Source organism: Streptomyces sp. G-G2 (assembly GCF_030063135.1).
GTDB lineage: Bacteria > Actinomycetota > Actinomycetes > Streptomycetales > Streptomycetaceae > Streptomyces.
In genome coordinates, this window is the sequence record NZ_JASISO010000054.1 from 1 (window position 1) to 13,823 (window position 13,823).

10 protein-coding genes and 1 pseudogene are annotated in these 13,823 nt (G+C 73.1%); 4 read left to right on the forward strand and 7 right to left on the reverse strand.

Annotated elements, in window-relative coordinates:
* From QMF80_RS31995 to QMF80_RS32020, 6 genes are all read right to left on the reverse strand, one after another.
* Positions 1–766: citrate:proton symporter (locus QMF80_RS31995; protein ID WP_283459674.1), on the reverse strand; the 766-nt coding region annotated here is incomplete at its 3' end.
* Positions 767–839: 73 nt separating this feature from the next.
* On the reverse strand, positions 840–3,038 hold the full coding sequence (locus tag QMF80_RS32000) for a molybdopterin oxidoreductase family protein (protein WP_283459675.1): 2,199 nt from the start codon (positions 3,036–3,038) through the stop codon (positions 840–842).
* A 154-nt stretch (positions 3,039–3,192) separates the two neighbouring features.
* A complete protein-coding gene (locus QMF80_RS32005; RefSeq protein WP_283459677.1) occupies positions 3,193–3,819 on the reverse strand; it encodes a TetR/AcrR family transcriptional regulator in 627 nt (208 codons plus the stop codon).
* An 18-nt stretch (positions 3,820–3,837) separates the two neighbouring features.
* The gene (locus QMF80_RS32010) at positions 3,838–5,112 is read right to left on the reverse strand and encodes a hypothetical protein (RefSeq protein WP_283459679.1); all 1,275 of its coding nucleotides are present in this window, start codon (positions 5,110–5,112) and stop codon (positions 3,838–3,840) included.
* A gap of 158 nt (positions 5,113–5,270) precedes the next feature.
* Positions 5,271–6,230: a cupredoxin domain-containing protein gene (locus tag QMF80_RS32015; RefSeq protein WP_283459681.1), complete on the reverse strand. Its 960-nt coding sequence runs from the start codon at positions 6,228–6,230 to the stop codon at positions 5,271–5,273.
* Positions 6,227–8,365 (reverse strand): right-handed parallel beta-helix repeat-containing protein, encoded by a 2,139-nt coding sequence (locus QMF80_RS32020; protein ID WP_283459683.1) that lies wholly within the window; start codon positions 8,363–8,365, stop codon positions 6,227–6,229. Before QMF80_RS32020 ends, QMF80_RS32015 begins: the two co-directional genes overlap by 4 nt.
* A gap of 169 nt (positions 8,366–8,534) precedes the next feature.
* Here QMF80_RS32020 and hmgA point away from each other — a divergent pair, with 169 nt between their 5' ends.
* Both hmgA and QMF80_RS32030 read left to right on the forward strand, forming a co-directional pair.
* Complete coding sequence (gene hmgA, locus QMF80_RS32025; RefSeq protein ID WP_283459685.1) at positions 8,535–9,848, forward strand: homogentisate 1,2-dioxygenase; 1,314 nt, start codon at positions 8,535–8,537, stop codon at positions 9,846–9,848.
* A gap of 45 nt (positions 9,849–9,893) precedes the next feature.
* Positions 9,894–10,643: a GntR family transcriptional regulator gene (locus tag QMF80_RS32030; RefSeq protein ID WP_283459741.1), complete on the forward strand. Its 750-nt coding sequence runs from the start codon at positions 9,894–9,896 to the stop codon at positions 10,641–10,643.
* A gap of 13 nt (positions 10,644–10,656) precedes the next feature.
* Here QMF80_RS32030 and QMF80_RS32035 read toward each other — a convergent pair.
* Positions 10,657–10,859 (reverse strand): annotated as a pseudogene (locus QMF80_RS32035) (NF041680 family putative transposase); the annotation flags it as partial.
* A gap of 351 nt (positions 10,860–11,210) precedes the next feature.
* On the opposite strand from QMF80_RS32035, the gene QMF80_RS32040 reads away from it, so the two are divergent.
* A complete protein-coding gene (locus QMF80_RS32040; protein ID WP_283459687.1) occupies positions 11,211–12,377 on the forward strand; it encodes a type ISP restriction/modification enzyme in 1,167 nt (388 codons plus the stop codon).
* 80 nt (positions 12,378–12,457) lie between these two features.
* Positions 12,458–13,699 (forward strand): CaiB/BaiF CoA transferase family protein, encoded by a 1,242-nt coding sequence (locus tag QMF80_RS32045; RefSeq protein WP_283459689.1) that lies wholly within the window; start codon positions 12,458–12,460, stop codon positions 13,697–13,699.
* Positions 13,700–13,823 lie beyond the last annotated feature (124 nt).

Consider the following 13,823-nt stretch of genomic DNA (forward strand, 5'->3'; position numbering starts at 1 on the left):
CAGGAGAGCCGGCGGGGGTGGTGGGGCCGGCCGGGGCGGTCCCGGACGCGGTGGCGCCCGTACCGGCGACGACGAGGCGTTCGGCGTCTTCTTCCTCGGTGACCGCAGCGACGGCGGCTCCGGCCGTCACGAGGTCGCCCGGCAGGGACAGCGCGCCCACCCGGCGGCGTTCGCGCAGCCCGAGCACGTAGGCCAGGAAGAAGACGCACAGCAGGCCGACCGCCAGGGCCGGGATCATCGGTACGAAGATCTCCGAGGCGTCGAGCTTGAGCGCGGTCGCGGCGCGGGCCGTCGGGCCGCCCCACGGCAGGGTGTTCATCACGCCGTTGGCGGTGGCGGCGACCCCGGTCATCACCACCAGACTGAGACCGAGCCGCTTGTAGAGCGGGTACATCGCCGACACCGTGATCATGAAGGTGGTCGAACCGTCCCCGTCGAGCGAGACGATCGCGGCCAGCACCGCCGTACCCACCACCACCCTCATCGGGTCGGCCTTGCAGAAGCGCAGGATGCCCCGGACGACCGGGTCGAAGAGGCCCACGTCGATCATCACGCCGAAGTACACGATGGCGAACATCAGCATGGCTGCGGTCGGCGCGAGTTTGCCCACGCCGTCGATGACGTAGTCGCCCAGATGCGCGCCCTTGCCGGCGAACACGCAGAAGAGCGCGGGGATGAGGACGAGCGCCGCGATGGGCGACATTTTCTTCATCATGATCAGGACGAGGAACGTCGCGATCATGGCGAAGCCGAGGAAGGTCAGCATGGTGGGAACGTAGGCGTCTCCCGGTAACCCCAACAAGACGTCGGCGCGTGAGCAATACGAGCAAAACCCCAGCTCAGGGCAGGGGGGTCAGTTCCACCGGGAAACCGTTGAGCACGGCGGTCCCCGACAGCGGGTCGAGCCGGGAGCCGTCGAGCAGCTGGTTGACATTGACTCCGGGCACGGTGGCGGCCACACCGAGCCGCGCACCCTGCCGGTCGTGCCCCCAGCCGTGCGGGAGGCTGACCACCCCGGTGCGGAGGGTGTCGGTGACCTCGACCGGAACCTCCAGGCTGCCTCCGTCGGCGGTGATCCTGGCCCGTCCCCCGTCGGCGAGCCCGAGGCGTCCGGCGTCATCGGGGTGGATCTGCAGGGTGCAGCGGTTGGAACCTCCGGTCAGCGCCGGGACGTTGTGCATCCAGCTGTTGTTGGACCGCAGGTGGCGGCGGCCCACGAGTACGAGGGCGGTGGGGCGGTCGGCGAGCGCTTCGCGCAGCCGGGGCAGCTCGGCCGCGATCGGCTCCGGCAGCAGCTCGATCCTGCCGCTGCGGGTCTTGAGCAGGCCCGGGAGCCGGGCGGTGAGGGGACCCAGGTCGACCCCGTGCGGCGCGTTCCGGAGGTCTTCGAGGACGAGGTCGTACGGCCCCAGGCGCAGCATCATGTCCAGCCTGCGCTCGGGCCCGTCGTGGCCCGCCGGCATCCGGACCCGCGACTGCGGGTCGGTGCCGGAGCGGGGGGAACGGGGATCGGTGGCGGCCCGCGCGAGGGTGTCCGCGATGACGGCTTCATCCACGGTTCGGGGATCGGCTCCGTGCCGCCCGGAGACGGCCAGGATCAGTCGCGCGTGGATCTCGCACTCGTCCATCCTCCCGGCCTCCAGCGGGATGGCGGCAGGTGAGTAACGGGCCTGGTTGCGCACGGCGAAACCGTTGAAGGCGAAGTCGAAGTGCGCGCTCTGGGCGGGCGGCGGCGGGGGCAGGACGACGTGGGCGTGGCGCGAGGTCTCGTTGAGGTACGGGTCCACGGAGACCATGAACTCCAGCCCGGACAGCGCCCGGTCAAGCCGGTCCCCGTCGGGCGCGGACAGCACCGGGTTGGCGGCGACGGCGATCACCACCCGGATCTGCCCGTCCCCCGGGGTTTCGATCTCTTCGGCGAGCGCGGCCATCGGCAGTTCACCCTTGGCCTCGGGGTGGCCGGAGACCCGGCTCGACCAGCGGCCGAGCGCGAACCCCCGCCCTGGGCCCGCGGGCCGGGGCGCCGCGGCGGTCGCGGAGAGCGGGAACATGGCGCCGCCGGGGCGGTCCAGGTTTCCCGTGAGGATGTTCAGTACGTCGACCAGCCAGCTGGCCAGGGTTCCGTACTCGACGGTGCAGCTGCCGATCCGGCCGTAGACGGCGGCGCTCGGGGCGGCGGCCAGTTCCCGGGCGAGCAGCCGGATCTCCTCGGCGGACAGGTCACAGGCGGGTGCGACCTCTTCCGGTGTGAACGCGCGGAGGGCTTCGGTGAGTTCCCCGATTCCCTCCAGATGTTCCAAGAGCGTGCCGGGGTCGGTGAGTTTCTCGGCGAGCAGGGTGTGCGCGAGGGCCGCGAGGAGCAGGGCGTCGCTGCCGGGGCGCGGCGCGAGGTGGCGGTCGGCGAGGCGCGCGGTGCGGGTGCGGCGCGGGTCGACGACGACGAGGGTGCCGCCCCGTGCGCGCAGCGCCTTGAGCCGCCCGGGGAAGTCGGGTGCGGTGCACAGGGAGCCGTTGGAGTCGACCGGATTGGCCCCGATGAGCAGCAGGAAATCGGTGCGGTCGAGGTCGGGCACCGGGATGGCGAAGGGGTCTCCGAAGAGCAGGCCGCTGGAAACGTGCTTGGGCATCTGGTCGAGAGTGCTGGCGGTGAAGAGGTTCCGGGTGGCGAGGGCCTTGAGGAGGAGCGGCGGGTAGAGGGCCCCGGCCATGGTGTGGGTGTTGGGGTTGCCGAGGACGACCCCGGTGCACTGGGGCCCGTACCGCTCGGTGAGCGTCGGGACGGCGGCGGCGATGGCGTCGAAGGCCTCGTCCCAGGTGGCCTCCTGGAGCGTGCCGTCGCGGCGGACGAGGGGGGTGCGCAGCCGGTCCGGGTCGGCGTCGAGGGCGCCGAAGGCCGCTCCCTTGGGGCAGATGAACCCGCGGCTGAAGATGTCGTCGCGGTCACCGCGGGCGCCGGTGACCGCGGCGCCCTCGATGGTCAGGGTGAGGCCGCAGGTGGCTTCGCAGAGCGGGCAGATACGCAAGGCGGTACGGGGCATGGGCCCTCCTGGGGACGGCAGGCTGCGGCGGCACGCGGGCGGCCCGAGCATACCGACCGGTACGGAGGTTGGGGAGACCCTGGCGCGAGCGAGGAAGAGGCGCGCCGAGCGGAAGGCGGCCGACCGAGAGCGGCCGACGGAGAGCGGGTGGGGATCAGTCCAGGACGCGGGCGAGGTAGGCGTGCATCATCGCGCGGGTCTCGTCGATGATGTCCGGATCTCCGGCCGGGGCCACCCGGAAGGCGAGCTGGACCAGCGCGTCGGTGGCCTCGACGGCGACCAGGACGGTCCGCCGCAGCGCGGGATCGGGTACGCGGCCCAGGTGCAGGCAGAACAGCTCCGTCAGGCGCGCGGCGACCAGGTCATTGGGGTCGGCGGTGTCCGCGACCTCGCTCGACGGGGGCGCAGGCACGCCGAAGTCGACCAGGGCGAAGCCGGGGACGCTGCGTTTCATGGCGAGGTACTCGTCGAGGACCGCGTCGACCGCGGGCCGCCAGTGAACCTCGGGGAGCGCGGCGAGCCGGGCCGTGATGCCCTCGGCATAGCGGTCGAGGTTGCGTTCGGCGAGGGCGTAGGCCATGGCTCGCTTGTTGCCGAAGAACCGGTAGACCGAGCCGATGGGGACGCCGGCGCGGAGGGCGACGGCCCGGGTACTCAGGTTCTCATACCCGGTCTCGTCGAGGAGTTCGGCGCAGGCGTCGAGGATCCGGGCGAGCCGGTCGGCGCTGCGCTGCTGGATCGGGGCGCGGCGCAGGGGGTGGGCGGGAGGCACGGAGTCCATCATGCCGGTCCTGGGTTCTCAGTTCAGCAGGAGGCTCAGACCTCCGATGGTGTACGTGATCATCAGCGTGAGCAGGGGCAGTTGGCCCGCGACCGCCCGGGCGGGCGGGAAGAGGCGTACGGACCGGTCGTGCGCGGATACGACGCCGAGGACGTGGCCGGTGACGACGGCGACGACCTGGAGGGCCGCGAGACCGCCCGGGTCCAGGGGTGGGGCGGGCGCCGGGACGTGGTCAGCACCACCCGCAATGATCACTGTCCGTGACGATTCGGTGACGAACAAGGAGAAATAGTGGGCTGTGAGGTAACCGAGAGCGATGGGAAGGAGGGAATGCGCGAAAGCGGTCAGGGGGCTCGGGAGCGGGCCGGAGACCAGGCGGGTGGCCGCCGCGCACAGGCAGTAGAGGGCGGCGACCAGGGTGATGGAACCGAGGAGTCCGAGCGCGGCCGCGGGGGTTCGGCCGAGGGGGGAGGTCTGGATGGTGTTGATCCACGAGGGGCTGTCGGAGAAGCCGTCGTAGGCGGTGGATCCGAGCAGGACGCAGACGGTGGCGACGAGTCCGGGTCGCTCGGGTGTCGCGTCGAGTCCGTGGAAGGGGTTACGGAGGACGAGGCGGCCGTCGTTTCGACGACCGAGGGGGGAGAAGCGGGCCAGAAGGGTGGAGTAGGCCTCGAAGGGGTCGCCTTCGGCGAACCACGATTCGCCGAAGCGGGCCGCGAGGCCGAGTTGCACGGTGGCGTATACGGCCAGGGCGATCAGGAGGGTGGTGCGCGAGGCGGGGTCGGGTGAGACGAGTTCGAGCCAGGTGAAACCGAACAGGCCGATGGCGGCGGGCCAGAGGCCGAGCCGGGACGGAAGGAGGTGGACGGGCGGCACCGGTCTGGCGGGCCGGAGGCGGTGTAGCAAGCGGTGGAGGGTGCGCAGCGGGTTGAGCAGGCGCCAGGCGGGGCCGAGGAGGAGGGAGGCGGGGACGAGACCGACCCAGAGCAGGACGTAGACGGCGCCCGGGGCGGGGTTGCGGGCGGGGTCGTCGGGACCGAAGAGGAGGTGCGACAGGACGAAGAGGGCGGCGGCGAGTCCGAGGACGCGCAGCGCGGTCCGGGTGGTCGGCGCGTCGGCCACCCGCTGGACGGCGGTGGGCAGCGGACGACCCGAACGGTCGCCCCGGAAGCGGGAGGTGGACCAGAGCAGACCGAGCGCGAGAAAGGAGACGAAGAGCGCGGCGAAGGCACCGGCGAAGGCGTAGAAGGGGGAGATGGGCAGGTCGTGCTGGGAACCGATGCCATGGGCCAACGTGGTGAGCGGATCGGCGAGGGCGCCCGGGCCCCCGGCCGGGACGACGCCGGGAGCGGGACCCGCCGCCGGGCCCGGCCCCGGGAGCGGCACCCCAGCCGATGCCCCAGCCGACAGCAGGGGTCGCACCAGGGCCGATGCCAGGGGCGGCGCCGGGGTCATCGGACGAGGAGTTGGGTCAGGACCAGGTCGGACTCGTGGGTCTCGACCTCGAAGAGACCCGTGCGGTCGACCGTGAGGATCAGGGTGGTCTCCTGGCCTGCGGGGAGCGGCAGCTCCTTGTCGTAGCCGTGGACGTGCAGGGTGTCCGCGCGGTCGCTGGTGACCCGCAGGGCGACGCGTTCGCCGCGCTTCAGCTCCGTCCGCCCGGGGGCGGGGGTGACCTTGCCGTCATGGACGGTGATGGTCACGGTCCGGTCGGCCGCAGGCGTGGGCGGGGCGGGCGGCTGGGCGGGGGGCGGCTGCTGGGCCGGGGGTGCGGTGGTGCCGTGGTCGTGGCCCGCCTGGTCCGGGGCGGGCGCGGCGAGCTGGGCCGTGGACTCCACCGGCTTGCCCGCGACCGCCCAGGCGGTGTGGTCGTCCGCGTAGAGGCGGACGGTCAGGGTGTGTGCGCCCTGGGGCACCTGGGCGGCGGACAGGTGGTACCAGGAGCCGTACAACCGGGCCAGTTCGTGGCCGTCGAGCAGGAGGTGGGCGTGGCCGCCACCTGCGAGCGCGGCGCCGCCCACGCTGTCGGGGGTGAAGCGGAAGTCGCGCACCTCCAACTGGAGGTTCCAGCCGTCCTCGCTGTCGGGGCGGACGGCGAGCTTGACCTCGGGGGCACCTTGGGACGGGACTTGGCGCAGCCGGTGACCGGCCTCGTCCTGGGTGTCCAGCAGGGTTCCGACGCTGCCGGAGGCCTGCTGGTGGGTGGTGCCGGGTTTGTGGTGGGTGGTGGCCCGCCCGCCGCAGCCCGCGGCGCCGGCCGCGGCGAGCAGGGCCAGTACGGCCCAGGTCGCCCCGAGCCGGGCCCGGCGGTCCCGCACCGCCCGGGCGGGCGTCACGCGACCCGTCGGCCCGGGCGGCGCGGGGGGCGTGCGGTGCTGGGCGGGAGGCGTGTGGTGCTGGGCCAGGGTCATGCGGCGCCGTCCAGGGTGGGGCGGGGGCCCGCCGGGACGGGCTCGCGGTCCTCGTCGGAGTCGCCGCCCCCGCCGGGGACGGTGGGGGCGCGGGCGGGGCCGGGGCGGCCGGAGGCGACCACGGCCCACAGCACCCACACCACCGCCACCAGTGCGCGGATCCACGCGGGGCTCAGCGGGATCCACGGAATCATCAGCACGGCCTTGTCGAAGCCGTCGAGCAGGGTCAGTGCGCCGAGCAGCAGGGTCAGCCGCGCCAGCCAGGGGCGGTCGGCCCGGAGCACGACCCCGGCACCCGTCCACCACAACCCGAGGAGGAACAGCGCGAGCACGGGCACGAAAGTGCTGGTCAGCGTCATCGTGGACCCGGCCACGTCCAGGGCCAGCCCGGCCAGGCCCAGCAGCGAGGAGAGCGTTCCCCGTCGCGACACGCGCAGCCTGCGCCACCACAGCGCCCCGCCCGCCAGGGCCAGTACCACCGCGACGGACAGCGCGATCTGGGTCTCCACCCGCTCCAGGCCCCGGGCGCCGTACCAGTCGCAGCCTGCCGGGAGTTTGCGTGCCTGGACGTTGTAGTCGGCGCAGACCAGCAGTTGGGCCAGCTTGACCGGTTCCCCCACCAGCCGGGCCGAGCCGCCCGAGACGGCGCCGCGCGCCTCACCGCACTGCGGGAGCGTGCCCGGGGTGGAACCGTCGGGGCCGTCCTGCCAGCAGTTGCCCCTGCCCTGGCCGTCCCACCACACGTCCGCGCCGTTGGGGCGGGAGGCGCCGGACTTGTCCTTGCCCAGGATGTTCCCGGCGTAGCGGTTGTGGTGGGAGGTGTCGGCCTGCTTGCTCCAGGCCGGCTCGCCCCGGATGAAGGCGGGGACCGCGCTCAGGAAGAACCCGGCGCGCCGGTGCCCGTAGACCCAGTTGTTCTCGTACACGTTCCAGTTGCCGCCCGCGGTGATGATGCCGGTGCCCGGCGGCATGGAGATCTGCGGGCAGACGACGCCCTGTTCGTAGCCGCGGTCGACGGGGGCCTTGGCGCAGGTGCCGTCGGCGACGTACGGGTAGAAGTCCTCGTTGTTGTCGTGGATCAGGTTCCGCTCGAACAGGGCGTGGTTCTGCGGGAGTCCGGGGTGGCCGGGGAAGGCGCTGTCCATCGAGGCGCCGCCCATGTTGCCGTCGAACTCGTTGTCGTGCACCCACACCGAGTCGCCCGCCGTACCGGAGTAGCCGACCATGTTGTGGTGGCTGCGGCAGCCGGTGATCTCGATGGAGTGGCGCGGGACGTCGTAGCCGCGGCCGTCGTTGATGTCGGAGGCGCTGCCGGGGTAGATGCCGGAGTCGCCGTTCCCGTAGGACTCGCAGTTCTTGTACAGGCCGTGGTCACTGGCGAAGGTCAGGAAGCCGTACTCGTCGTTCCAGCGGGTGAGGACGTCGTCGATGACGAAGCCGTCGCCCGCCAGGACGTACAGCGAGTTGAAGGTGGTGCGCTGCGCGGTGAAGTTGCGGAAGTAGATCCCGTCGGACTTGTCGGCCCGGATGGCGTTCAGCTTCTGGTATTTGGCGTCGATGACGACGTCCTGCCGGGATGACCCGGTGCCCTCGATCTGGAGGTTCTTCTTGCCGAGGATGGCGACGAGGTTCTGGTTGTGGCGGCACCGCACCTGCTGCTCGTAGGACAGGATCTGGTAGCCGAGCGAGGAGTTGGGGGCCTTCAGGGACGCGCACTCGCCGGTCGGTTTGGGCAGCGAGGGCTCTTCCTCGTACAGGCCGGGCAGGATCGCGATGTTCATCCCGGGGCGGTCGACGGCGTCGACGGCTTCCTGGAGGTTGCGGAAGCCGTTCTTCTCGCACCGGTCGTAGAGGGCGAGGTTGCGCAGTTTGAGGGGCTCCGGGAAGCCGGCGGTGCGCCGCTCGAAGTCGGGGCGGCCGGTCTTGCAGACGAGCAGGTCGGGTTCGCCCGTGCGGTACTCCGGCACGCTTCCGGAGCCGTCGGGGAGGGTGATGGGGCGTTCCTCGTGGGCCTGGGCGGCGGGCGCGGCGGCGAAGAGGGCGAGAAGGGTCAGGAAGGAGAGGAGGGAGAGGAGGGCCGGGCGGGCGGCGAGGAGCGCCGCCGGCACGGCAGGGAACCTGCGGGTCCACGACATGCGCGAGAGAGTAGAGCAATGTTCATGTTTTCGGATCCCCTCGCGCACGCATCCGCTGGACGGGTTCCGCCCGACCCTCCCCCGCCACCCGCCGCGCGTGCCCGTTGACGTCGGGGCCGGGGAATCCTACTGTCAACCATAGGATTCCTTCGACTGAGCGGGAGCAGCCATGAGCGAGCAGGCCAGGAAGACGGCGGAGGCGCTGGAGTACCTCACCGGCTTCGGGAACGAGCACAGCTCGGAGGCGGTTCCCGGCGCTCTGCCCGTCGGCCGGAATTCGCCCCAGCGCGCCGGGCTCGGCCTCTACGCCGAGCAGCTCAGCGGCAGCGCCTTCACCGAGCCGCGCCCGCACAACCACCGCTCCTGGCTCTACCGCATCCGCCCCTCGGCCGCGCACCCGCCCTTCGCCCGGGTCGACAACGGCAACCTGCGCACCGCGCCCTTCACCGAGTCCGTCCCGGACCCGAACCGCCTGCGCTGGAACCCGCTGCCGGCCCCGGCCCCCGGCACCGACTTCGTCGCCGGACTGTGGACCCTGGGCGGCAACGGCGACGCGACGCAGCGCACCGGGATGGCCATCCACCTCTACGCCGCCGACACCTCCATGACCGACCGGGTGTTCAGCGACTCCGACGGCGAGCTGCTGATCGTCCCGGAGCAGGGCGGCCTGCTGCTGCGCACCGAGTTCGGCCTGCTCAGCGCCCGCCCCGGCGAGGTCGCCCTGATCCCGCGCGGGATCCGCTTCCGCGTGGAGCTGCTCGACGCCACCGCCCGCGGCTACGTCTGCGAGAACTACGGCCGCCCCTTCGAACTCCCCCACCTCGGCCCGATCGGGGCCAACGGCCTCGCCGCCGCCCGCGACTTCCAGGCCCCGGTGGCGGCGTACGAGGAGGAGGACCGCCCGGTGGAGGTGGTCAACAAGTTCTGCGGGAACCTCTGGGCCGCCACCTACGACCACTCGCCCCTCGACGTGGTCGCCTGGCACGGCTCGCACGTTCCCTACGTCTACGACCTGCGGCGCTTCAACGTCCTGGGCAGCATCAGCTACGACCACCCCGACCCCTCGATCTTCACGGTGCTGACCGCCCCCTCCGACACACCGGGCCTGGCGGGCGTGGACTTCGTGGTCTTCGCCCCGCGCTGGCTGGTCGGCGAGGACACCTTCCGGCCGCCCTACTTCCACCGCAACGTGATGAGCGAGTACATGGGCCTGATCGAGGGGGCCTACGACGCCAAGGCGGAGGGGTTCGTTCCCGGCGGCGGCTCCCTCCACAACATGATGTCCGCACACGGCCCCGACCAGGAGACCTTCGACCGGGCCAGCGGCGCCGAGCTGAAGCCGCAGAAGATCTCGGACGGCCTGGCCTTCATGTTCGAAACCCGCTGGCCGGTCACCGCCACCGCCCGGGCGGCGGGCGCGGATCACCTCCAGCCCGCCTACGACGACGTCTGGCGGGGGCTGGAACGGCACTTTCGCGCCTAACATCGCAGCACGCCGCCCTTGTCCACCCGTACGGAGAACCCGCCCGTGACCGCCTTCGCCCCCGACTCCGTGGTGCTGAACCGGAAGCTGCCGCTCTGGTACCAGGTGTCGCAATCACTGCGCGCCTCGATACTCGGGCGCACCCCGGACGCGACCTTGCGCCTGCCCACCGAGGAGCAGCTCGCCGGGCACTACGGAGTGAGCGTGCTGACCATGCGCCAGGCCCTCAAGGAGCTGGAGCAGGAGGGCCTGATCAGCAGGCACCGGCGGCGCGGCACCTTCATCGAGCCCGGGGCGCGGCGCGGGGCGCCGATCCGGCTGCTGGGCTCGGTCGACGCGATCGTGGCCCAGCAGTCGGGCGAACGTACGACGATCCTCGGCCACGCGCGGACGCCGGTGCCCGCGGAGCTGCTGGAGCATTTCCCGGACCTCGCGGAGGTGGTGACGTACCGGCGGCTGCGCCACGACGGGGAGAGCGGCGAGCCGACGAACTGGGCCGAGAACGCGGTCCGTCCGGAGCTGGCCGAGGCGGTGGACCTGGCCGATCTGGAACGGTGGCCGATGACCAAGGTCCTGCGGGACGTGGTCGGCGTACGGATCAGCCGGATCACGGACACCGTCGAGGCCCGCCTCGCCGACCCGCCCACCGCCGAGCTGCTCCAGGTGCCGCTGCTCAGCCCGATCCTGCACTACACCGGGGTGACCTACGACGAGGACGGCCGGGTGGTGGACGTGGCCCGGATCCGCTATCGCGGTGACCGTTTCTCGTTCACGGTCACGATGGACGCGCACTGAGCTTGTTCTCTGTCTACCAAGATCTTCCAGGCTTGCCCATGGCCTTGAGAGTCTCGGGGCGTTTGACGGTCTTGCCGACGTCATAGCCGGGTGCCTGGTGTTTGTTCTTGGCGCCGGGTGGTTGTCCGGGCCCGATGCCTGTGGCGTTGGGACACGGGCCGGGCAGGCGAGGTGAGCGCGGATGCTCCTGAACCCCCGGCGGACCCGGGCCCGTACTCCGCGGTCGACCAGCGTGCGGCGTCGGATGCGGTGCCTCGCACGGCGGAGGGTCGTCCTCATGCCGGGTGCATTCGGGCGATCCGACAACGCGGCGAGGCGCCGTGGCCGGCGTCGCGCGCCCGCCGGGGATCACGGACAGCCCTTGGCGCCTCCGACGGGACGGACGGCCTAGTGCCGCGTCAGGCAACGTTCGCCCCGTCGCGACGCCCCGCACGCACTCTCGCCGCACCGGCCGAAAGCCCACGTACGTCCAGTACAAGGGCTTCCGGCCGGCCCGCCCGGAGCACGCACCGGAGGCCGTTCCTCGACGGGCAAACATTGCCTGACGCGGCACTAGCATCGGTCGGTGTGAGCGATGACGTACCTCTGCTGGACGAGCTGGTCCCCTGGTCCGTGGGTGGGCTGCGGCTGGGCCGGGACTGGGTGGCCGCGCCCGACGCGGGGTCGTTGCGGGCCCGTTGGGCGGCGCTGACGGCCGCCGAGGACGCCGAGCGGGAACGATTGTTCAGGCCCAGCCGGTCCCGGCGGCCCGCCGCCGGGGCGGCCGCGCTGCCCGGTCAGCGGTCGGCCACCGGCCGGTTCGCGCGGGAGCCCGGCGCTTGTCCCGACCCCGTACGGGTGCTGTACGAGCCCTTCGACGAGCAGTGGCTGCTGCCGGACCAGCGGCTGATCGACCTGGCCCGGCCGGAGCTGTGGCGGGTCCTGGACGAGCACCAGCTCTTCCTCGTCGAGCCCCCGGGCCTGCCCGGCCCGCTGGTCACCGCGCACCTCCCCGCGGGCAGGCTGGGCCGGATCCGTCCGCTGCACCGCCGCCCCGGGGGCGCCGAGCCCAATCTGGCGCCGGGTCTGCTGCCGCTGCTGGGCGAGCGCTACCGCGGCTGGGTGACCCCGGAGGACGTCCTGTGCTGGATCCTCGCCGCGGGCCGCCCGGGCCCCCGGGGGTACGAGGTCCCGCTCCCGGCCGACCCGGAGCGCTGGCGGGCCGGGCTGGAGCTGGGCCAGCGGCTGCTGACCGTCCAGCTGCGCGGGGCGCGCGGGGCGCAGCCGCCCCGGCTGCCGGCCGGGCGCCGACCGTTCGTACGCTCGGCGGTCTCCGGGTGGCCGCCCGGGCTCTCGTACGAGGCGGAGGGCGAGACCCTGCTGTTCGGGGCCGGGAGCATCGCGCCGGTCCCGGCCGGGGCGTGGGAGTACGAGGTGAACGGCGTGCGGGTACTGGAGCGCTGGTTCACCGCGCGCGGCGCGCACCGGGAGCCGGAGGCGGGGGGCCTGGCCGCGCTGGGCCCCACCGAGTGGCCGCAGGTGTGGACCTCGGAGCTGCTGACCCTGGTCACCACCCTGGCCCTGCTGGCCGACCTGGCCCCGGCCCGGGCCGCGTTCGAGCCGGGGCCCGCGCTGGCGGGCGCCGCGCTGCGGGCGGCCGGGGTGCTTCCGGTACCGCGCTGGGCCCGGCGCCCGGCGTCGGTGCTGGACCACCAGGAGGAGGGCCCGGACGGCCAGTTCGCCCTCCCGCTGTGAGGCGGCCCCCGGCCCGGGAGCGAGGGCCGGAGGACCAGGGGGGTGACAGGGAGGGGTCCGGCCCGGTAGGTACCGGTGTCATGCACCGTGACAGCGACACCCCGCGCCCCGGCACCCCGCACCGGCCCTCCCCGCTCCCCCTCCCCCTCGACGGGATCACCGTCGTCGCCGTCGAGCAGGCCGTCTCCGCTCCCTTCGCCACCCGCCAGCTCGCCGACCTCGGGGCCCGGGTCATCAAGGTGGAGCGCCCCGACGGGGGCGACTTCGCGCGCGGCTACGACACCGCCGCCCACGGGCTGGCCTCCCACTTCGTCTGGGCCAACCGCGGCAAGGAGTCGATCGCGCTCGACCTCAAGGACCCGCGCGGCCGGGAGGCCCTGCACGGCCTGCTCGCCGGGGCGGACGTCTTCGTGCAGAACCTCGCCCAGGGGGCCGCGGCCCGGCTCGGGCTGGACGCGGCCGCGCTCTGCGCGCGCTACCCGCGGCTGGTCGCCGTGGACATCTCGGGCTACGGCGCCCAGGGACCGTACGCGCACAAGCGGGCCTACGACATGCTCGTCCAGTGCGAGGCGGCCCTGGTCTCGGTCACCGGCACCCCCGGACAGCCGGTCAAGGCGGGCATCCCGGCCGCCGACATCGCCGCGGCCATGTACGCGTTCTCCGGGGTCCTCGCGGCCCTGCTGCGGCGCGCCACCACCGGGCTCGGCGGACCGGTCGAGGTGTCGATGCTGGACGCGCTCGCCGAGTGGATGGGCCACCCGCTGCACCTGACGATGCACGGCGGCGAGGAGCCCGCCCGGACCGGTCTCGCGCACGCCGTGATCGCACCGTACGACGCCTACCCGACCGCCGACGGGGACCGGGTGCTCCTGTCGGTGCAGAACGACCGCGAGTGGCGCCGGCTCGCCGAACAGGTGCTGGAGCGACCGGAGTTGGCCGAGGATGCGGCGTACGCGACGAATGCGGCGCGCACCGCGAACCGGGAGAAGACCGACGCGGTGGTCGCCGAGGCGCTGGCCCGGTTCACGGCGGCCGGGGCACTCGCGCGGCTGGAGGCGGCCGGGATCGCCTGCGCCCGGCTGAACTCGGTGGCCCAACTGGCCGGGCACCCGCAGCTCGCCGCTCGGGACCGCTGGCGGGAGATCGGTTCACCGGCAGGGCCGCTGCGGGCCCTGCTGCCGCCCATCGGCCTGCCGGGCGGCCCGGAACCGCGGATGGGCGCGGTTCCCGCGCTCGGCGAGCACACCGACGCCCTGCTGCGCGCCCTGGGGATGACGGGCGCGCAGCTCACGGCGCTGCGCCGGGACGGCGTGATCGCCTGAGGCCGGGAACCGGAACGACCGGGGAGAGACCGATCGGGTAAGGCGTTGACCGGGTACGGCGTTGACCGGCGACCGGGTGACGGGCGGCCGGGTTGACCGGGGACAGCGTTGACCGGAGCCGGGC

Excerpts from the sequence above, each read along its gene's own strand:
- QMF80_RS32000 (WP_283459675.1), bottom strand. The coding sequence starts at position 3,038 with ATGCCCCGTACCGCCTTGCGTATCTGCCCGCTCTGCGAAGCCACCTGC.
- QMF80_RS32005 (WP_283459677.1), bottom strand. The coding sequence starts at position 3,819 with ATGGACTCCGTGCCTCCCGCCCACCCCCTGCGCCGCGCCCCGATCCAG.
- QMF80_RS32015 (WP_283459681.1), bottom strand. The coding sequence starts at position 6,230 with ATGACCCTGGCCCAGCACCACACGCCTCCCGCCCAGCACCGCACGCCC.
- QMF80_RS32020 (WP_283459683.1), bottom strand. The coding sequence starts at position 8,365 with ATGTCGTGGACCCGCAGGTTCCCTGCCGTGCCGGCGGCGCTCCTCGCC.
- hmgA (WP_283459685.1), top strand. The coding sequence starts at position 8,535 with ATGAGCGAGCAGGCCAGGAAGACGGCGGAGGCGCTGGAGTACCTCACC.
- QMF80_RS32045 (WP_283459689.1), top strand. The coding sequence starts at position 12,458 with ATGCACCGTGACAGCGACACCCCGCGCCCCGGCACCCCGCACCGGCCC.